Source organism: Agrilactobacillus fermenti, from assembly GCF_021030645.1.
Taxonomy (GTDB): domain Bacteria; phylum Bacillota; class Bacilli; order Lactobacillales; family Lactobacillaceae; genus Agrilactobacillus; species Agrilactobacillus fermenti.
The window spans coordinates 73,467-94,117 of the sequence record NZ_JACGCJ010000003.1 but is presented as its reverse complement, the minus strand read 5'-3'; the positions used below and the strand labels follow the sequence as shown (position 1 = coordinate 94,117).

22 protein-coding genes are annotated in these 20,651 nt (G+C 40.9%); 4 read left to right on the top strand and 18 right to left on the bottom strand.

The genetic code is table 11. The annotated features are described in order from the left end of the window. Position 1: 1 nt before the first annotated feature. The 12 genes from nusG to FHQ08_RS01670 all read right to left on the bottom strand — a co-directional run bounded on the left by nusG (position 2) and on the right by FHQ08_RS01670 (position 9,902). Positions 2-547 carry a transcription termination/antitermination protein NusG gene (gene nusG / locus FHQ08_RS01725; protein WP_230912660.1) on the bottom strand — a complete coding sequence of 182 codons (546 nt, stop codon included), beginning with the start codon at positions 545-547 and terminating at the stop codon, positions 2-4. Positions 548-646: 99 nt separating this feature from the next. Continuing rightward, positions 647-823, bottom strand: coding sequence for a preprotein translocase subunit SecE (gene secE / locus FHQ08_RS01720; protein WP_230912659.1), 177 nt, complete (start codon positions 821-823; stop codon positions 647-649). Positions 824-842: 19 nt separating this feature from the next. Further along, positions 843-992, bottom strand: a complete 150-nt coding sequence (rpmG, locus tag FHQ08_RS01715) for a 50S ribosomal protein L33 (RefSeq protein WP_230912658.1) — start codon at positions 990-992, stop codon at positions 843-845. 73 nt (positions 993-1,065) lie between these two features. Beyond that, positions 1,066-1,677 carry a sigma-70 family RNA polymerase sigma factor gene (locus tag FHQ08_RS01710; protein ID WP_230912657.1) on the bottom strand — a complete coding sequence of 204 codons (612 nt, stop codon included), beginning with the start codon at positions 1,675-1,677 and terminating at the stop codon, positions 1,066-1,068. A 117-nt stretch (positions 1,678-1,794) separates the two neighbouring features. Continuing rightward, positions 1,795-2,316 carry an NYN domain-containing protein gene (locus FHQ08_RS01705; RefSeq protein ID WP_230912656.1) on the bottom strand — a complete coding sequence of 174 codons (522 nt, stop codon included), beginning with the start codon at positions 2,314-2,316 and terminating at the stop codon, positions 1,795-1,797. After that, positions 2,313-3,116: a 23S rRNA (guanosine(2251)-2'-O)-methyltransferase RlmB gene (gene rlmB / locus FHQ08_RS01700; protein WP_230912655.1), complete on the bottom strand. Its 804-nt coding sequence runs from the start codon at positions 3,114-3,116 to the stop codon at positions 2,313-2,315. Before rlmB ends, FHQ08_RS01705 begins: the two co-directional genes overlap by 4 nt. Further along, positions 3,109-3,507 carry a Mini-ribonuclease 3 gene (locus tag FHQ08_RS01695; protein WP_230912654.1) on the bottom strand — a complete coding sequence of 133 codons (399 nt, stop codon included), beginning with the start codon at positions 3,505-3,507 and terminating at the stop codon, positions 3,109-3,111. The genes rlmB and FHQ08_RS01695 overlap by 8 nt, the downstream gene beginning before the upstream one ends. Further along, positions 3,504-4,910 (bottom strand): cysteine--tRNA ligase, encoded by a 1,407-nt coding sequence (cysS, locus tag FHQ08_RS01690; protein ID WP_230912653.1) that lies wholly within the window; start codon positions 4,908-4,910, stop codon positions 3,504-3,506. The genes FHQ08_RS01695 and cysS overlap by 4 nt, the downstream gene beginning before the upstream one ends. A 229-nt stretch (positions 4,911-5,139) precedes the next feature. Next, entirely contained in the window at positions 5,140-6,633 is a 1,494-nt protein-coding gene (gltX, locus tag FHQ08_RS01685; protein WP_230912652.1) for a glutamate--tRNA ligase, read from the bottom strand. Positions 6,634-6,727: 94 nt separating this feature from the next. Next, the gene (locus FHQ08_RS01680) at positions 6,728-7,888 is read right to left on the bottom strand and encodes a PIN/TRAM domain-containing protein (RefSeq protein WP_230912651.1); all 1,161 of its coding nucleotides are present in this window, start codon (positions 7,886-7,888) and stop codon (positions 6,728-6,730) included. A 28-nt stretch (positions 7,889-7,916) separates the two neighbouring features. Continuing rightward, a complete protein-coding gene (gene radA, locus FHQ08_RS01675; protein ID WP_230912650.1) occupies positions 7,917-9,278 on the bottom strand; it encodes a DNA repair protein RadA in 1,362 nt (453 codons plus the stop codon). A 42-nt stretch (positions 9,279-9,320) separates the two neighbouring features. Continuing rightward, entirely contained in the window at positions 9,321-9,902 is a 582-nt protein-coding gene (locus tag FHQ08_RS01670; RefSeq protein ID WP_230912649.1) for a dCTP deaminase/dUTPase family protein, read from the bottom strand. Between the two features lie 149 nt (positions 9,903-10,051). Here FHQ08_RS01670 and FHQ08_RS01665 point away from each other — a divergent pair, with 149 nt between their 5' ends. The 3 genes from FHQ08_RS01665 to rpiA all read left to right on the top strand — a co-directional run bounded on the left by FHQ08_RS01665 (position 10,052) and on the right by rpiA (position 11,718). Further along, entirely contained in the window at positions 10,052-10,315 is a 264-nt protein-coding gene (locus tag FHQ08_RS01665; RefSeq protein ID WP_230912648.1) for a (4Fe-4S)-binding protein, read from the top strand. Positions 10,316-10,328: 13 nt separating this feature from the next. After that, complete coding sequence (locus tag FHQ08_RS01660) at positions 10,329-10,610, top strand: GNAT family N-acetyltransferase (RefSeq protein ID WP_230912647.1); 282 nt, start codon at positions 10,329-10,331, stop codon at positions 10,608-10,610. Between the two features lie 418 nt (positions 10,611-11,028). Then, positions 11,029-11,718 carry a ribose-5-phosphate isomerase RpiA gene (gene rpiA / locus FHQ08_RS01655; protein WP_230912646.1) on the top strand — a complete coding sequence of 230 codons (690 nt, stop codon included), beginning with the start codon at positions 11,029-11,031 and terminating at the stop codon, positions 11,716-11,718. Between the two features lie 122 nt (positions 11,719-11,840). On the opposite strand, the gene FHQ08_RS01650 is transcribed toward rpiA, so the two are convergent. The 3 genes from FHQ08_RS01650 to FHQ08_RS01640 form a co-directional block, all read right to left on the bottom strand. Beyond that, the gene (locus FHQ08_RS01650) at positions 11,841-14,009 is read right to left on the bottom strand and encodes a glycosyl hydrolase family 65 protein (RefSeq protein WP_230912645.1); all 2,169 of its coding nucleotides are present in this window, start codon (positions 14,007-14,009) and stop codon (positions 11,841-11,843) included. 24 nt (positions 14,010-14,033) lie between these two features. After that, entirely contained in the window at positions 14,034-15,827 is a 1,794-nt protein-coding gene (locus tag FHQ08_RS01645; RefSeq protein ID WP_230912644.1) for a glycoside hydrolase family 13 protein, read from the bottom strand. A 112-nt stretch (positions 15,828-15,939) separates the two neighbouring features. Then, the gene (locus FHQ08_RS01640) at positions 15,940-17,586 is read right to left on the bottom strand and encodes a phosphoenolpyruvate carboxykinase (ATP) (RefSeq protein WP_230912643.1); all 1,647 of its coding nucleotides are present in this window, start codon (positions 17,584-17,586) and stop codon (positions 15,940-15,942) included. 439 nt (positions 17,587-18,025) lie between these two features. On the opposite strand from FHQ08_RS01640, the gene FHQ08_RS01635 reads away from it, so the two are divergent. After that, positions 18,026-19,366, top strand: coding sequence for a C1 family peptidase (locus FHQ08_RS01635; protein ID WP_230912642.1), 1,341 nt, complete (start codon positions 18,026-18,028; stop codon positions 19,364-19,366). A 163-nt stretch (positions 19,367-19,529) separates the two neighbouring features. Here the strand turns inward: FHQ08_RS01635 and FHQ08_RS01630 are convergent, their stop codons facing one another. The 3 genes from FHQ08_RS01630 to FHQ08_RS01620 are packed head-to-tail and all read right to left on the bottom strand — an operon-like array spanning position 19,530 to position 20,629. Continuing rightward, a complete protein-coding gene (locus FHQ08_RS01630) occupies positions 19,530-19,754 on the bottom strand; it encodes a hypothetical protein (RefSeq protein WP_230912641.1) in 225 nt (74 codons plus the stop codon). A 3-nt stretch (positions 19,755-19,757) separates the two neighbouring features. Further along, the gene (locus FHQ08_RS01625; protein ID WP_230912640.1) at positions 19,758-20,153 is read right to left on the bottom strand and encodes a hypothetical protein; all 396 of its coding nucleotides are present in this window, start codon (positions 20,151-20,153) and stop codon (positions 19,758-19,760) included. Between the two features lie 23 nt (positions 20,154-20,176). Beyond that, positions 20,177-20,629 carry an alpha-L-rhamnosidase C-terminal domain-containing protein gene (locus FHQ08_RS01620; protein WP_230912681.1) on the bottom strand — a complete coding sequence of 151 codons (453 nt, stop codon included), beginning with the start codon at positions 20,627-20,629 and terminating at the stop codon, positions 20,177-20,179. Positions 20,630-20,651 lie beyond the last annotated feature (22 nt).

Below are 20,651 nucleotides of genomic sequence, written 5' to 3'. Positions count from 1 at the left end.
ATTAGATTTTATCGACTTGTTCATAGTCAAGTTCGGCACTAGTTTCACGGCCAAACATTTCAATATTAACTTTTAACTTAAATTTCTCTTTATCAACTTCCGTGATCTCGCCGACCATACCACTAAAAGCACCATCAGAAATTTTAACAGATTCACCAACTTCAAAGTCGACATCTGAATGACGCTTGCTCATCCCTAATTGATGCAAAATACTTTGAATTTCATCATCTAAAAGTGGTGCCGGTTTACTCCCAGCACCGTGACTGCCCACAAAGCCAGTCACGCCTGGCGTATTACGAACAACGAACCAAGATTGATCCGTCATGACCATTTCGACCAAGACGTAACCGGGAAAAGTCTTTTTCATAATTTCTTTATCTTTGCCATTTTTAATTTCGTGTTCTTCTTCTTCTGGAACCACAACCCGGAAAATATAGTCTTCCATACCCATCGTATGGGCCCGAGACTCCAAATTAGCTTTAACTTTATTTTCATATCCAGAATACGTGTGTAGGACGTACCATTGTTTCTCAGCTGATTCAACCATTTTATAAACTCCTTTTGAAATTTAACTGCAAAATAAAAAAACTCCACAACGGAAGTTTTTCTCAACAAAATTATACCAAAATTAATGACAAATACCTAATTATTTCAAAATAAACATCTGTAATAATTTTAATAGAACCCAATCAACCCCGGCAAAGAAAAGGGCAAATAATATGGAAGTCACCAAAACAGTCCCAGTATCATGCCGATTTTCCTTTGCAGTGGGCCAGGTGGTCAATTTCATTTCAGCGATAACGCTTTTGATAAATTTACTCATTTATAACTACCCCTGCTACTTAGCGCGTCTCCTTATGGAGCGTATATTTACCACAATGACGACAAAACTTCTTGACCTCTAGTCTTGCATTACGTTCAGGTTTCACGGTAATTGTATAGTTACGTGACCCACAAACGGTACAAGCTAAGGCAGCTTTTTTAACAGCCATCTAAGCCTCCAAATTAATAACGGAAGTTAAAACACACAAATAACCTTAGCACGCCAGATAGAAATAAGTCAACTCATAATTGTTCATTATGACCATATTCCTCTCGCAAATACTGACGAAACTTCTTACGCACCCGTTGCTGAGCATTCTTGACCGTTTCACGGCTAAAATGCAAAGATCTTTCAATATCTGTGAGTGTCTTGCGGCCCAAAATAACCAACAGTGCCTGTAGTTCAACCTGCGACAAGCGTTTAGCAAAGGTTCGATAATCCGTCAAAGGTATTTCCAAACGTACCGTAGATTCTTGCAAGCTGGCAATATAAGGAACATTTGGTTTTTCCATCAATACTTCAAAAGAACTTGCTTGATGGTCAGCTAAGCGTTTCTTAGCCAATTGCCGTCGGATCCGTGAGTGCACGGCATTTTCAAATCTCAACTTAAAGAAGCTGCCAAAACGCGAACCAGAGTTAGGATCAAACTTTAGGCAAGTCAGGTAACATTCTAAGCGTGCGTCTTGTAACCAATCATCTGTCTCATACAAATGTAGATGATATCGACCCATGACTGCAAAAATCAGTGGTTTATATTTTTCAAGTAAATTTTCTAAAGCCTCTGAAGCCCAAATACCATTTTCACGCACTTGATCAACTAACCTTAACTCTTCTTGATAATTTATTTCTGCCAAAATAAGCTCCTTGCTCTCAAACACAAGCTCTTTGGCAAAGTTAATATATCACGTTTAGCGCCGGCGTGAAAGCAAACGAGCGTTCAAATTATCATAAAATATATTTTAAAAATTGCTTTATTTTCCTAGCTGATCTCTGATTTTTTCTAATAAAAGTAGTTGATGCCGGGACCATGGCAGATTACGTTTATTGGCAGCATCATAATGTTTCGCATCTGACTGGATTTCTTGTCGGGTACGTTTCATTTGTCGATAAAGCTCATAGGCAGAAACACGCAACGCGCCCCGTGAAAATACCGTCCACTGTTCCGCCTGATCACTAGTAGCCACAGTAACTTGATTCAATGGCTGATTTAATTGTTCCGCCAAAGCTTCGATGTAGCTATCTGCCGTTTGATCTTCCTGAGTATAAACAACTTCAATATTAAATTGATTGAAATTTTCTTTGATACCAGGGACATACATCGCGTCAAAAACCAAAATAATACGCATATCCGGTTCATATTTTTTATATTCTGATAATTGATCCAAAAGGTTATCCCGAGCATCCTTTAGATGATTTTCTTTTTTCATCTTGGCTAACTCCGGCCAGTTCCCGATCATGTTATAGCCATCCACAATTAGGATCTCGTGTCTCATGATTTTACCTCGAGGGGATGGCGTGAATTATAGGCTTGATATAATAAAACTCCTGCAGCAACGCTGGCGTTCAAGCTTTGGACATGCCCTTGCATCGGGATACTGAGGGTTGCGTCCATTTGCTTTGCCACATTAGGTGAAATCCCCTTACCTTCATTACCGATCACTAAAGCTGTGGCACCCTTCGCATTCCAGGTCCGATAATCGGCGCCAGTCATCGCGGTGCCAAATATCCAAACACCCTGATCTTTTAACTTCTGAATCGTTTGTGCCAAATTAGTAACTCGCGCCACCGGCACATAATTGACAGCACCAGTTGAAGTTTTAGCAACGATGTCCGTCAAACTAGCCGAACGCCGCTTAGGAATGATCACGCCATGAACGCCCATCGCATCACAAGTTCGCAAGATTGAGCCTAAATTATGAGGATCTTCCAAATTATCCAAAATCACAAATAAAGGATCTTCTTGTTTTGCCGCTGCTCGGGCGAATAAATCTTCCAAGGTCGCATAAGGTATTGGTGCCATCGAAACAACAATACCTTGGTGATTTTCTTTGGTTAATTGTTCTAACTTAGCTTTGGGTACTTTCTGTAAAATCAATCGTTTATCTTTAGCAAGTGCCTGAATTTCATTGGCAAACTTAGGCTGAATCGTATCCAGCATGAAAATCTTGTTGACTCGCTGGACAGCCTCACTTTTCAAAACACTTAAGACCGCATGACGGCCATAAATAAATTCTATATCTGGCTGTGGCTCTACGGCGGGCTTTGCTGCTTGTTTATTTGGGTGTTTACTCACGTGTTTTCCCCGCTTCCACTTGATCAATACACCAGTGTGCGATTTCGGCAATTCGTTGCTGCTCTTGATTTAATTTTAAATAGCCAAAAACAGATTCAAATCCCGTTGAAATTCGATAAGTTGTCGTATCCGTATTTTTTGCTTTTGTATAGCTTTTGGCATTACGCCCACGTTTATACATGGCCGTCTCCGATTCAGTTAAGAAGTTGGCTGCTGTCATTAAATGAATTAAAGCAGCCTGCGCCTTAGCGGAGACGAATTCTTTGGAATGTCTTTGTAATAGTGCTGGTTTAGTAATACCTTTGTTCAGTAAATGCTCTCGAACAAAGACTTCATAAACGGCATCTCCTAAATAGGCTAGATCGATACCATTCAATAATTCTGGTTTCATGCGCGGCGCCACCTCGTTCCTTGTGGTGTATCTTCTAATAAAATACCTTCAGACTTCAATTGATCCCGAATGGCATCACTTTGAGCAAAATCTTTGTTAGCTCGAGCTTCATCACGCTGCTGAATTAAGGTCTCTACTTCAGAATCCAACAATTCATTGAGCTTAAACTTCAAACCAAAAATACCTGTCAAATCTAGGAAAACCCCTTGCAGCAGTTCTAAAGTATCCAAATAAACAGTTGTTTCATTAGCGTAGTTGTTCATGATCTTAGCCAATTCATAAATCTCAGTCATCCCATTTTGAGCATTGAAATCGTCGTCCATCGCTTCGATAAAGCCACCTTTAATGGTTGCGACTGCTTCATTAACTGCCTGATCTGCACCAGTTTCAGCATCTTTAAAGCGATAATTAAGATTTGTCAGCGCATTTTGCAATTTTTCCAAATTACTTTTAGCATCAGCCAAGCTCTTTTGCGAATAACGAATGGGCCGCCGATATTGTGTTGTCGCCATTAAGAAGCGAATCACTTGTGGATCCACTTCCTTGACCAAGTCATGGACGGTCACAAAATTACCTAGTGATTTAGACATTTTTTCGTCGTCGTCGCCAATCGTTACAAACCCATTATGGAGCCAATAATTCGCAAATTTCTTACCTGTTTTGGCTTCGCTTTGCGCAATTTCATTCTCATGATGGGGAAATTCAAGATCTTGACCGCCGCCATGAATATCCAAAGTATCCCCTAAATACTTAGTAGACATGACGGAACATTCAATGTGCCAGCCGGGACGACCTTCGCCCCAAGGAGACGGCCAACTGATCTCACCAGGTTTGGCACTTTTCCACAAAGCAAAATCGATGGGATCTTCTTTTTGGGCTAATTCTTCGGCAACAACGTGTTGGCTTGCGCCAGCCTCTAATTCATCAATATTTTGATCCGACAGTTCACCGTAATGCTTAAACTTACGAGCCCGATAATAGACATCACCATCAGATTCATAAGCATAGCCTTTAGTAATCAATACTTTAATAAATTCAATGATCTCGGTAATATTTTCGCTTGCCCGCGGATTTGCCGTGGCTGGTGCCACATTGAGCTGCGCCACATCTTGTTTAAACGCGGCAATGTAACGCTTGGCGATTTCAGGAACAGTGGTATGTTCCGCATTTGCTTCGTTGATCATTTTATCATCTACATCAGTAAAATTAGAGACATAATTGACTTGATATCCACGATATTCTAAGTAGCGTCGAATCGTATCAAATGCGATCACGCTGCGTGCATTGCCAATATGGATATAATTATAAACGGTTGGACCACAGACATACATATTTACCACATTCGGCTTAATCGTATGAAATGGTTCTTTTTCACGTGTCAATGTATTAAAAACACGAAGCATAAGCATCCTCCTAATGACTTTATTATCCTTATAGACTAATTCTACTTAATTCCAGAAAGGAGCGCAAAATATTCGTTTCTGTGCATAGAGCCAATATCTCAATTGCGATACGACTTAGCTTTTGAAAATAGGTCTTTTCATTAACGACGGGAGGCCGGAAACAAAACCTTAGTTTTGTCCCCGGCCTCACCGCATATCCCATGATAACCTGCAGTTACCTAGTTATAGATTACCATTTAGACATTTGTTCTAATGTTTGATTCAAGTGATGCATGACTTTGTCGATGCCTAATAATTCAATGGACTCAGCCAATTGTGGGCCATGCATCTCCCGAGTTGTGGCGATCCGAATCGGCATGTAAAGCTTACGGCCGCGAATGCCAGTTTCATGCTGAATATCATAAATGACATTTTGAATGCGATTCGCACTGAAAATGTCTAATGCTGCGATGCGTTGCTTAAATTCATTCAGAACTGTCGGTGCAGTATCGTTCTTTAATTCATCAATGGCATCTTGATCTAGCTCCGGTGGCTCAATGAAAAAGATATCCGACAATGGCACGATTTGTTGTGTATAACTCATTTGATCTGCAAATAAAGCGACTAATTGTCGAACCCATTCAATCATTTTGACGTCTGGCTTTTTATCAATACGCCCTGCTTCAATTAAATTATCCAAAGATAAATCAGTCAACAAGCTTGGATTAGCTTTCTTGACATATTGGTTATTGATCCATTCCAGTTTTTTCTGATCAAATGCTGCGGGTGATTTGCTTAGACGTTTAGGATCAAATTGTTTGATAAATTGTTTGCGGGTAAAAATTTCATCTTCCCCTACTGGTGACCAGCCTAATAAGGTAATGAAGTTAAACATCGCATCTGGTAAGTAGCCCAATTCCCGATATTGCTCAATAAATTGAAGCACACTCTCATCGCGTTTGCTTAATTTTTTACCGGTTGCTGAATTGATAATCAAAGTCATATGGCCAAACTTTGGTGGTTCCCAACCTAAAGCTTCATAAATCATTAACTGTTTTGGTGTATTGGCAATATGATCATCACCACGTAAAACGTGCGTGATTTTCATCATATGATCGTCCACGACAACCGCAAAATTATAAGTTGGCATGCCATCGCGCTTTTGAATGACAAAATCACCGCCAATGGTCTTACCCTCAATATTGATTTTACCTTTAACGATGTCGTTCCATTGGTAACTTTTATCTGTCGGTACCCTAAACCGAATGACCGGCGTCAAACCCTTAGCTTTAGCAGCTGCAATGGCTTGTGCTTTTTCAGTTTCACTCATATCCGCATATTCATAAACATAATGAGGCATTTCGCCACGAGCTTTTTGCGCTTCTCGTTCTTTTTCCAGCTCATCTTCAGTCTTATAAGACTCATAGGCATAGCCGGCATCAATTAATTTTTGAATGATCGGTAAATAAATATCTTTACGTTCAGACTGACGATAAGGTCCATAATCACCGCCAACATCTGGTCCTTCATCCCAATCAATCCCCAACCAGTGCAGCATATCGATCTGGCTTTTTTCACCACCAGCAATATTACGTTTCGTGTCTGTATCTTCGATTCGAAGAATCAGTTTACCTTTGTTGTGCCGTGCAAATAAATAATTAAATAATGCGGTCCGAGCATTACCAATGTGTAAATGCCCAGTTGGACTTGGTGCGTAACGAACGCGAATCGTATCGTCAGTCAAAATCAAAACCTCTTTCATTATCAAAAATATCCATGCACTAGTTTAACCGCTGCATGAGAAAAAAACAAATCAACTTATTAGCAAATAGGCGAGACTAATTCTTTTTGGAATTATCTTTTTTGTGGCTCTTAGCCTTATCGGTAATCCCCCGTTGTTGATGCGCTGGTCGCGCAAAAATCATTCGACCAGCCGAAGTTTGTAACGCACTGGTGACTACGACTTCAATCAGCTGATTTAAATAATATTGGCCATCTTCAACCACAACCATCGTGCCATCTTCTTGATACGCGACGCCTTGTTGTCTTTCGGTCCCTGCTTTAACAACGGTTACGTGTAAACTCTCGCCAGGTAAAATCTCCGGTTTTAACGCGTTTGCTAACGCATTAATGTTGAGCACGGGTACGTTTTGAAATTCAGATACCTTATTTAAATTAAAATCATTGGTCACCACAATACCATCTAGTAATTTAGCGAGTTTGATCAATTTGGTGTCTACCTCAGTCAAGTTTTCAAAATCACCATCATACATCTCGACTGAAATGTCATCCGCAGCCTTCATCTCATTTAAGATATCCAGCCCACGACGACCACGTGCCCGTTTCAAACTGTCTGCTGAATCAGAAATCAATTGCAATTCATGGACTACAAATTCAGGCACTAATAGAGTGCCTTCAATAAAACCAGTTTTGGCAATATCACGAATACGGCCATCAATAATCACACTAGTATCCAAAATCTTATACTTACGAAAATTATCATCCGCTTTGCGGGCTAATATCTGACCATCATCACTTTGGGTATTATTATCCCGTCGACGCGATTGAAATAGCTTGCGCCAATCATCACGGCGCAATGTACCGACTCGAAAACCCAAATAACCAAGCCCAATGAACAAGATAATGGGTAAAATCGTATTTACCACGATCAAATTGGTTCGATAAAGTGGTGTTGAGATCAGAGCGGCTAACACTAAACCTAAGATCATGAACAAGACGCCAAACAGTACAAAAGTAGGCTGTTGTTTGGTCAAATAGGCCTCAGCCTTATTAACCAGTTTAACGATCCAATCAGTGAGAAATAACGAAATGATGAAGAAAATGATGGCTCCAATAATTGCATTGATCACACTTGCTAAGCTAGACCCCACTAATAGTTCACTATTCCAGCCGAATAAATGCCATAAAATCGGCAAAAAGTTGATACCTAAAGCGGCTCCAATGGCGGCAATGATAATCTTGATAATTGTTTTTTTCATCTATGACGCCCCCTTTCTATTTATACTATTAGAATAATGCTTTTAAGGCTTCAGATAAAGTTCTAATCCCGATTACGTCAATATCTTTTGGTGGTTCCCAGCGGGCCAAATTATTATTCGGAATAAATACGCGCTTAAAACCCATTTTTGCTGCTTCAGCTACCCGCTGTTCAATACGGTTCACCCGTCGAACCTCACCAGTCAAACCAATTTCGCCTACAAAACAATCCGTCGGCAAAATACCCATATCTTTATAACTAGAAGCAATAGCCACCGCCATTGCTAAGTCGATCGCTGGTTCGTTTAATTTGACGCCACCGGTAGCTTTCAAATAAGCATCTTGATTTTGCAACATCAAATTGGCTCGTTTTTCTAAAACAGCCATGATCAATGAGACGCGATTATAATCCAACCCGGTTGCTGTCCGTTTAGCATTGCCGAACAACGTCGGTGTGATCAAAGCTTGAACTTCTACTAGAATTGGGCGTGTGCCTTCCATAGACACTACCACCGCAGAACCGGTCGCGTTTTTCAAACGTTCTTCCAAGAAAATTTCCGAAGGGTTAGCCACTTCTTGCAACCCATCGCTCTGCATTTCAAAAATACCGATTTCATTGGTGGAACCAAAACGATTCTTAACAGAACGCAAAATACGGTAGGTGTGGTGCATGTCCCCTTCAAAATAAAGGACAGTATCCACCATATGTTCCAAAATTTTAGGTCCTGCGATGGCCCCTTCTTTAGTAACATGACCGACAATAAAAGTTGTAATCTGCTTATTCTTGGCAATTTTCATTAATTCAGCAGTGATTTCTCGAATTTGGGAGACACTGCCTACCACTGAACTTAAATTAGGTTCGTTCATCGTTTGAATGGAATCAATAATCAAATAATCCGGCTTGATTTCATCTAATGTTTGCCGAATATTACTCATATCTGTTTCTGGATAAATATAAAGGTTGTCACCGCCAACATGTAACCGATCCGCCCGCAATTTTATCTGTGAGGCACTTTCCTCCCCAGATACATACAAGACGCGACCACCTGTATCTTGCAATTGACCTGAAACTTGCAGTAACAGGGTAGACTTACCAATACCCGGATCCCCACCAATCAAAATCAAAGAGCCCGGAACGACACCACCACCTAAAACGCGATTGAGTTCGTCTAAGTTTGTTTTAATGCGAGGCTCCTTCACAATATCAACTTGAGCTAATGTGGTTGGTTTCGCAACTTGACCGGTTACTTGATTAGCCGCTTTAGGCCGGGTTGTCGTTGCAACTTCTTCAATCATTTGATTCCAGGCGCCGCAGTTGGGACAGCGGCCTAAATACCTAGGCGAAACGTAGCCGCAATTTTGACAAACATATTGTGTTTTTGCTTTTGCCAAATTAATTTCCTTTCATTCTTAAATATCAATTGCAGTAGCTGATCATTTTCCAGATGACCCAAAACCACCCGTACGTTGAGCGCCATCATTTTGATCTTGGTCGCTCTTTAAATAAGGTATAAAAATGCCCTGTGCCAATCGATCACCTTTTTTGATATGTACGGTTTTTACGCCATAATTGATCAACTGCACAAAAATTTCACCCTCATTATCAGGATTATTATAATAATCCGCATCGATCACGCCAAGCCCATTAGGCAAAATTAAACGTCGCTTCAATGGCCCGCTAGAGCGGTTCACTAAAATTAAAACTTCATCTGGCTGCATATAAGCTTTGATGCCCGTTGGTATCAAAAACGGTTTCAAAACTTGCTGCGCTGTTTCTACCTGCTCAACTGTTGGCTGTTCTGTTTGGTGTCTTAATAAATGTAGTATTTTTATAAAATTTAACTGCCAAATAGATGGCAAATCGAAATCTGCTGCTGCTTCAAAATCATAGCCAGCTGCATTCCGTGTTTGTCTCACTGGCAGATGCAAAGCTTGATCTTGATATTTCGTAACAATCTCAAATCCACGTGTTTTCAAGCGTGTGCCTCCAATCAATTTCTTGTAACAGCATATCATGTTTCAGTGGGTAATTCTATGACGCAATATAAGCCTAACTATGAAAGCCATTGCTTGCCTTTTAGAACGGCTTTGAGGTATAGTTTTGATAAGCATTAAGATTTGTTTTCATATTCTAATAACTGGATACAAATAAAGAGGTGGCCATTATGACTGATATAAAATCTCACACCACTTTCACAGAAGCGGAACTGCTGGCTCAAGGCTATCGTAAATATACCGGTAAGCATGTTGATGTCTTTTTTAATACCAACCTTTGTCAGCATTCTGGCAACTGTGTCCGGGGGCTACATGCCGTTTTTGATTTAGAACGCAAACCCTGGATACTAGCAGATAATGCGGATCCAGAGGCGGTTGAACGTATTATTAACACTTGCCCTAGCGGCGCATTGAGATTTATTCGCAAAGATTAATAGGAGGATTCAGATGAATTTCGATTACGAACCAGGACGCTATTTTAAAACAGATGACAATGGCAACTTATTAGCCGAGGTGACTTTTCAAGAATTTGCCGATGGTGCGGCCTATGCGATCAACCATACTTTTGTTCGAGATGATCAACGCGGGCAAGGCATTGCAAGTCATCTTGTTGCAGCCGTCGTCGCTAAAGCTAAAGCTGAGGATAAAAAAATTCTACCATTATGCAGCTATGCTCGTGCTCAATTTGATAAAGGCCCCGATTATCAAGCGATTGAATTTAAAAACTAGCTTAGTCGTCTGAAGGTCAATGAATCGTGGGTTCCCCATCTAAGTAATTTGTTACTATTAGTAGCTATAAATACTGTCCTTTCAAACATGTTTAAATAAATGGTAACTATAATTAATGGGATGAGGGCGAAACAAACCTAGCGTTTTGTTTGCGCCCTCTATTTGTTATTTGTTTACAAACAGTTAAATTCTAAACGTGTTCCAAAAGGCAACACCCTCGCCTAACCACGAATGGCTCAAATGGAAAGACCTCCATTTTTCGCAATTCTTGTTAGTGCTCAGGTGCTGAACGCCTTTTATCTCGCTCCCCTCTATTTGTTTATGAATAATTTTAATTTGAAATAAATTGTGCCTCTGTTACTATTAACTTAGAGCATAAACCAATTTAAAGATAGCTAAAGGAGATAAATGAGTGTCAATGGACATTGCTGAACAAAAGCGGATCGCGGCTGAAAAATCAGTTGATTTTGTAAAAGATGGTATGATTGTTGGCTTGGGCACAGGCTCAACAGTCCTATTCATGGTTAATGCATTAGCCAAGCGTGTCAAACAGGAGCACTTACACATTACTGGCGTCGCAACCTCGAAACGAACACACAAGCAGGCAGAATCACTTGGGATCCCCATGAAAAGTATTGATGAGGTAGATCATGTTGATTTAACGATCGATGGCGCTGATGAAGTTGACAAAAACTTTCAAGGCATCAAGGGCGGTGGTGCCGCCCATGCTTTTGAAAAGATCGTTGCTACCTCATCGACGCGTAATATTTGGATCGTTGACGAAAGCAAATTAGTAGATCGTATCGGCCGCTTTCCATTACCTTTAGAGGTCATTCCATACGGTAGTAAAAAAGTTTTTAACCGGCTGCAGCACGAAGGTCTGAATCCAAAATTCCGTAAGGATGATGATGGTAATGACATCATTACGCATTCAGGCAATTATGTGATTGATCTACACCTTGGCGTCATCGATCACCCGCATCTATTGGCTAATTGGTTAAGTGAACAAGTCGGTATTTTAGAACATGGGCTCTTTTTAGATACTGTCAACACAATCGTTGTCGGCACACCAAACGGCCCCAAAATTTTAGAGGCTTATCAAATTTAATATTTTTCCATATTGAATAGAGTGGCTGAAAACAAAACATTGGTTTTGTCTCGGCCACTCTATTTGTTTACGAACGATCAAATTTTAAATGTGTTCCAGAAGGCAGCGCCCTTTTTCACACTCTATTCCAAAATAACTGCGTGCCCATCCAACTGAATCGTTAATGGATATCCGGTCAGCAATTGAACCTCCGTAACATCTGAACTAACGGTAATTTGCAGTAATCGTTCTTGAAAACGCAAATGGAACGTATACCGCTGCCAATCACGGGGGCAAAATGGCCGTAAAGATAATTGGCCATTCGCATGCTGTAAATTTGCCAACCCATGCACAAGTAACGTCCAATTTGTCATGAGCTCTTCAAACGTCGGGCTACTCTCAAGGTTCGCGAATAAAGCATTCATATCTAAAGCAGCTAATGTCCGCTCAGTTGCTTCTGATTTTAACTGTAAATGTGCCGCCAAGGTCCCTAATAAATTGTTAACTACCAATCGATTAGACTTGATCAAGGGCTGATAGTAATTAAAATTGGCAACTTTGACTTCTCTATCGTAATTATCTTCAAAATATAATAACCCCAGCAAAACTTCAGGAAAACTTACAAAAGATGATCGCCGTAATTGATCTGCGTTTTGTGCTGCCCCTGGTGCTAATTGGTTTAAAACCGGTAAGCCGATCTTATCCACATAAGACTGACTCTGCGGTAAAACTTGCTGCTGATTTGCCGATAGTAAATACATATTCTGAGCAATGTACTTCAATTGTGCCGCTTCATCTTGTGTAAATTGCAATGCCACTAATAACGCTTGGTCCACATGTGGCAGTATCTTTAAAACAAAATCAAACGTCCATTTAGCCAAGGTATTTGTGAGCCAATTATGATTCTCATTAATTTCAAATTGATTTGGTGCCGTCACGGCCAAAAAACTATAACGCTTATTTTCAGGCAGATAAGTGATTCTTTGCATATAAAAGCGCGCAACTTCAATGGCAATCTCCGCACCGTGGTGACTAAGATAACTTCGGTCGTTGGTTACATCTACATAACTCTTAATAGCTAAAACAAGCAGTGCCCCTACATAAATTGATTCTTCGTCGCGCAGTGTATCTTGTTTAACCAGCTTACCAACACGCGTTCTAGTCGGAAAAAATGCGCCTTGTAACCCTAACGCTCCAGCGTGAGCTCGAGCGATAGGTAAATGATCAAACAATCTTTGCATGATTGCTTTAGCATTAATTGAGCCCAATACTTCTTGAAAAACTTCTAAGGTATGCGGCAACATTTCCCAGTTGACTTGAGGTAAGAACCGACCCTGCTGCATACCCACAACTTGCGTTTCTCTAGCCGTATGTGGCCGATGTTGAAAAACTTGATAAAGCGTGTAGCGCATAGCCTGTTGCGCCGTCGTATTGCCTTCAATCACCACATCACTAGTTTGCCAAAATGTATCCCAAGCAGGCTGCCAATGTTGCAATACTTTATTAAAGCCCAGTGTCTTCAGCTGCTGCAATCGGTGGGAAAAGGCGGCTACCGAGGTCACGGGTGCCTCTACCAACCGCACAACCACAAACTGTTCCAAGGTTAACGTCTCTCCTGGCAGCAGCTGCGCCGTTAATTTTTGCTGGATACTTTGCTCACCGATATCAGTCTGAATCTGAGCCTGACCTGCTTTGATTGCGGTTGTTGCAGCAACCGCAAGGTGCATTTCAACCGTTTTTTCTGAGACTTGTAGTGGTCTTGAAAGTGCAAAAACACCATCTTCCATGGCAGTACTGACATCATCACTTTGAACAGTTTCAGTACCAGCAGCATTGAGACCAGTTGTCACTGTTAATGTTCCGGTTCCGCTGATCATCTTGATAGCTAATTGGTATTGGACAGCACTGAGATCAACTTGACTCAAAAATTGATTTAAAGTAATTTCAAGTTTCAAATCAGCCTTAACCCACAAAAATGATTGGGTCATAACCCCATTTTTTAAGTTCAAATCAATTTGATAATCTTGAGCATTCGCAGCAGTCGGCGTGATCATTTGATCTGCAAAATAGATTTGAAAATTACCGAATTCAGGTAGTGGTTCTAGAATCTCCTGTGGCTGCGCCTCATTAGGCAAAAAGGCCTGTAAATATTTCCCAGGCAATACTTTTCCCCCAAAAGCTGCAGTAACGCCATTTTTGATTTGAATGACACCGTTATCTTGTGCCAATGCTCGATCTAAAACGGCTGTTTGTGCCGGTGTCACATTTTGACTCCGTAAATACCACGGATCCAATTCAAATAATTTTTGCATGTATCTTTCCCCAGATCTATTGGTTTATTTTTTCCATCGTTTCAGTATGACAAAGCCTTCAGGCAATAAATAAGCCCGACCGTCAATGTCATCTAGGCGCCGACTGAAAATTTCTTGATCGCCATTTTTTAATTTGACCTCTTGCTGTTGATTGCTCGTATTAAATAAACAAACGAAATCGATCGTCCGACCTGATCGCACTAACTTTAAAAGCGCACCATTAGCTGCATCAAGCCATTGCATTGGTGCCTCAGACAGGAACACAGCATATTGTTTACGAACTTTGATCAAAGCCTGCATAAATTCATACATTTCTTGATCTTGCTTATCAGGATCCCACTGCATTGGCCGCCGATTGTCCGGATCATTATCACCCGCCATGCTGATCTCATCACCATAATAAATACAAGGTACGCCTTTTTGCAGAAAAGTAAAAGCGATTGCTGCTTTAACAGCATCTTTATCCTGATTCGCCAATGTCAAGATTCTTGGCGTATCATGAGAATCCAAAACATTAAACATAGCTTCACTAGTTTGTGCCCGATAAGACATCAATTGCTGGTTCAAACCATGAATGAAATCTATATTACTGATATTTTTAAATAAGAATTTGCGATTGATCAAACCCGTAAATTGGTAGTTCATCACACCGGTAAACTCATCGCCATTTAACCACGGTGCTGCATTATGCCATGCTTCACCTAAAATATAGAAATCTGGCTTGAGTCGTTTACAAGTAGTGGCAAATTTACGCCAGAAATGATGATCAATCTCATCAGCAACATCTAAGCGCCACGCATCAATATCAAATTGCTTGATCCAATATTGCGCGACATCTAAAAGATAAGCTTGAACTTCAGGATTGGCCGTATTTAACTTGGGCATATGTGGCGTAAAAGCAAACGTGGCATAAGTCAGTTTCCGGGCATATTCATTATCTTCGGTCGCTTCATAGGATGCTGGAAACTTGCGGATATGGAACCAATCCTTAAAGCGCGACTGCTCTTGATTACGCAAAACATCTTGCCAAGGCAGTGATTCGTCACCAATGTGATTGAATACCGCATCTAACATTACTTTCATACCCCTGGCATGAGCTTCATCGATCAAAGCCTTAAAAATACGTTTATCCCCAAAAGCAGGATCGACCTCTAAATAATCCACTGTATCATATTTATGATTGGAATGGGCTTTGAATACTGGCGTGAGGTACAGCCCATTAACGCCAAGCTTCTGTAAATAATCTAAATGATCGATGATGCCCTGCAAATCGCCACCATAAAAATCTTCACGTGTGGGTGCTCGATCTGGGTCCCAAGGCAACGTGCCTTCAGGATCATTGCTGGGGTCGCCATTAGCAAAGCGTTCCGGAAAAATCTGGTACCAAACCGTATGTTTGACCCATTCTGGCGTTTTGGCCATATCGATCTTGTGAAAATAAGGCAGACGAAAATAATTAGCCGCATCCTGTATCTCACCAGGATTAAACGCCGCACATCCTAGCTCACCATAGAAGATTTCCGTGCCATCCTTGCCTAAGACATGAAAAGCATACTGGATTCGGGAAAACTGCGGTCGAACTTTTATCTCCCAGTATTGATGGTCTTTGGTGGCTAAACCTTTGTTCATGATCACGCGTTGATAATGCCACCGAGTGCCGCCACTCTTGCGCGGCCGTCGATCAAAGGGGTCACCATAATATAAAATGACCCGCTGAACATCATCTTTAGCCGTCCGCAGCCGAACAACAAACTCGCGCGGTTTATATAAAAAAGCATACTCACTTTCGGTGCGATGATATAATGCACTCGTTTGCATAATTGTGCCTCCTAAACAAAAAACCTGCCATATCCTTATTAATTACATTATAGGTTATTCAGCTATAACGTACAAAGATATCGCAGGTCTATGTCAAATTTGATTTTATATTTTAACTAAGCTGTCTCAGGACTTGATCCAGAAAATCGTGACATTCATCCGGTAGTGGGTGTTTGCGAGTCGCATTGTGTTGTTCTACAAACGTCAAACGCTGCTCAAAGCCTTGTTTCAGCAGAGATCGATAAGCAGGCGTATCTTTAACCGGGTACTGGTCATAAGGTAAATAGCTCAAGCCAGAAATATTCAGGAATGGTTTAAACTCAGCACGCGCATCCACAATGGCTTCCACTGCATCAAGGGTCAATTCTTTAGGAATGTCTTGGTCCAAAAAGGCGCTGGTATTTAAAATGTAACAAGCGGCATGTCGCTGGTCAAAGAGTGCCTTGAAGTCTTGGTAATCTTCAGCCAAAGGATAGAGCCGGAATGGATTAGCATAGGGTACAATAACCACTTTTTGCATTTCAGCGGCACTCACATTTTCGGCGGTAGAATGTTTGGTAGCCAAAGTTAAGCCAATGGTAGCCGCAGCAACAGGATCCGTTACTTTCATAACTGGTGGCAAACTACTATCTTTCATGATCCAAAACAAAGCACTGATGGGTTGAGTCTCATGATCGACTCGATTCTTAGTGATATACCGTGACTTGACCATACGGCCATTCCCATTACGAATATCTTCGGTAACCAGTACCTTTTGCCCGTCTTGATTCAAAGTTACCCCATTATTCATCACTGTTAAGCAGTAGTCTAAGCCATGACCAGCCATGGTGTAATCATGCGTCTTGTCAAAATAAGCTGGTTCCAAGGCGGTAGAAGAACCATCTTGGCGTGAAATGACAAACGCATCATCATGCAAGACCGTAATATCGTATTTATCATGATGGTTCGCCAAAGTTAAAGTTGATTTCCCAGAACCTGATAGGCCATACATGGCAAAAACAGCATCCGGTTGATTTTGGAGATGAAATGCCTTTAAACCACCATGACAAGCTGTATAGCCGTGCCGGTGAGCAATACTCCATGCTAATGTTAATGTGCCCTTTTTCATCTCACCGAAATAACGCATGCCTAAAATTGCGGCCACATTATGATCACGGTCAAATATTGCTAACCCATCTGGAAAACGATCATCATGGAAATTAGGATCCACATACAAGTAAATATCCGGTTCATTGGCAAATGCCTTTGAGCGCGCATAGATTTTTTTATATTGTTCGTTTAACAACTGAAAATTCATAATATAAGAATAAAGATTATGCTCATAACCTTTAGGAATACAGACATGAGCTTTAACCATAAAGGCTTCATCTAATCCGACGACAACATCACTGCGCCAAAAGGCTTGCCGGTTACCAGCGTAAATAGCCTCTTGTAAATAGTTTAAAAGCTCAGTCACTTGTTCAGGACTTTCTTCTTGAAGAATCCGCCGCGCTTTCGCCGTCCGCCCGACAATTCGGCCGTGATTATAGACCAATACCTTGGCGTCCACGGGCAGACCTAGATCATCCGTGTGTCGTACAGGCAGGTCTGTGACAATCGTGTCCGGATTATTTTTTGCCAATTCATATATAGCATTCGCATTTTGAATTGCTGTTACGTTTTGCCCATAAAAAGCTGTTTCCACAAGGACCTTCATCCGTGATAACGCGGGATTTTGAGCATTGATCGTATCATTGTTAAAAAACTGCTGTGTACTCATGATAAAACACACCCTTTCTAACGACGCTATACCAAAAATATAGCGTTTACATATTCACCTACAGCATAACACGTTCGAGAGTGAGACAAAAGGCGCCCAGTGCCTGAGCACCAACAAAAATTACGAAAAACGGTGGGCTTTCCGTTTAAGTCATTCGTCGTTGAGTGAAGGCGTTGCCTTTTGGAACACGTTTAAAATACAATCGTTCATGAAATAATCGGGACCGCATTGGTTTTGCCCTAACCTTATAACCCGTTCGTAATCATAATAGTGGATATTTGTAGCCACCTCTCTCAATCAGCAACAGTGGACTAAAAAATTAAAATGCGCTAAGATATATTTTATGTATCATGAGTGTGTGATAAGAAAAGGCTTTGCTGTTTTATGGCTGGTAAGCGTGTTTCTTAAGCATACTTATAACTAATAGGAGGTTCATCTAATGAGTCAACCAATTACATCTGATAATTTACAAGACTTCAAAGCTACTTTTGATAGACTGCCAAAAAGCCATGCTTTGAAACGGACAACTATGAAGAACGGTATCTTAGCTAGTAGTGAAGATACCAATTCACAAATCGCCATGGACCCTGTCTTTTCTGTTGAATTAGATACGGGTTCTGTTGCCAATCAAAAACAATCTGGTCGCTGCTGGATGTTTGCTGCATTAAATACCATGCGGCATCCGCTTCAAGATCAATTTAAGTTAAAGGGTTTTGAATTATCTCAAAACTACACTAATTTTTGGGATAAATTAGAGAAGTCTAATTACTTCTATGAAAATATTTTAAATACTGCCAGCCTACCATTAGAAGATCGTAAAGTTGCCTTTTTACTAGCAACACCACAACAAGATGGCGGTCAATGGGATATGCTATGTGCCTTAATTCAAAAATATGGTATCGTCCCTAAGTCAGTTATGCCGGAAACTTATAACAGCTCAACTTCACGGGAACTCAATTCTGTTTTAAACAAGAAATTGCGTAAAGATGCTGTTACCCTCCGTCAATTAGTGGCTGACGGGGCTGACGACACCCAAATTGCAGCTACTCGCGAAACGATGGTCAGTGAAGTTTACCGCATCTTAGTCTTTGCTTTAGGCGAACCAGTTACAGAATTCGACTGGGAATATAAAGATGATGATGGTAATTATCATCAAGATCATTTGACACCACAACAATTCTTCCAAAAATATGTGGGTTGGAATTTAGACGACTATGTTTCACTGATCAACTCACCTACAGAAGACAAGCCTTATAATCACCTTTATACGGTTGAAATGTTAGGCAACGTTGTCGGCGGCCGTGAAGTTCGGCATTTAAATTTAGATATCGACACGTTTAAACAACTGGCCGTTAAACAGTTACAAAATGGCGAAACAGTTTGGTTTGGTAGTGATGTCGGTCAAAGTAGTGACCGTAAGGCTGGTATCTTAGACACGGGCATTTATCAATTAGATGATCTTTTTGATGTCGATTTATCGATGACGAAAGCCCAACGTTTGGACTATGGTGAAAGTTTAATGACTCACGCAATGGTTCTGACCGGGGTTGATTTAGTTGATGGGAAACCAACTAAATGGAAAGTCGAAAATTCTTGGGGCGATAAAGTCGGTAATAAAGGCTACTTCGTAATGAGTGATGACTGGTTTGACCAATTTGTTTACCAGATCGTCATCAATAAGAAATATTTAAGTGACGCTCAAAATGATGTCCTTAAAAAGGAATATGATCAACCTAAAGTTCTAGCACCTTGGGATCCAATGGGTGCATTAGCACTATAATTTCAAAATACGCCCAATAGCAAAAAGCTAGGCGTTTTTCAAATAGGTATAAATAAAGAGGTAGCGGCAGACAAAACTTAACGCTTTGTTAGTCGCTACCTCTTTATTTATTACGCGCAGTTTATCTCACTTGCTTCACTAGATCACAGTTTATTAGCTTCGTTTAAGGATAATAAGCACCCATTGATGCGGCGACCCATTGTAAATCTGTCCCTAATTTAAGCGATTGTTGCCCGTTGATATAACGTTCAGCAAAGACTTTATAAGCACCAGACTGTGCGATTTTATTTGTTGTGGCATACCCATTAACATCATACAGTGACAGCCCTTGTTTCAGAATCATTAAGCCGCCTTTATCTCTTTGTACGGTAACTTTATCAGCGGCCACCCACTAATTTTGACCTAATTTATAAGCCAAAGTTTTACCCTGGCTATTTTTCACTACAGCGGTAGCTGCCCAAGCGTTGTAACGTTGATCTAATTTACCTTGCTGCTGCTTCAGCAGTGGGTCGCGATACAAGGATGCTTGGGCTTGGTAACTAAAAACGACAGAGCCAAAAGGTAACGGCGTGATAACCGCATCAGCTAAAAGGTCTGATACTTTAAGCCATTGATTTTGGCCAACTTGATAAGCAATCACTTGACCATTCCCGTCCATCGAATAAGCTAGAGCGTGCCAAGCAGTGATACCGGGCGACAACATAGAACCAGTGTATTTTTGTGTTAATGGATCCGTATAAATAGGCTTAGATGCCCCATCTGTTAATACACTAGCGCCAATTGGCAAGTTATTGATTCGTACAATACCAGCTACTTCAGTTCATGATGTGCTTGTCCTGTCTGTTCAGTGTTGGCTTGATCTTGATTCGAATTTGAATTCAACCCAGACCCATCACCAGTTGTATCCGTATGACCATTATCATTAGGTTGATTTGCTTGCGTGAGATCCGTATTCAAACTATGTCTACCAGAACCTAATTCAACGGTCAAGTAGCCCTGTTTTTGTTTGGCAGTTACTTGTACTTGATCAACCAACAACTTGGCATTACCACGATCGGTGGGCTGTGGTAAGGACACTCTCGCAGTGGTGTTTGCCGGTATTGTCACGTCCAGATACACATTATTAGCGTTAGCTTTCTGATAACTTGCTGCGATGGTGCCTTTAGCAGTTGGTGTCTTTAAACTAGCTTTAGCAATGTTACCTGGTTGGAGTTTCACTTGAAATTTCTTAAAGCCGGGTTGTAATGGCTTGATGCCAAACATACCCCGAACGATTTGACTTGCT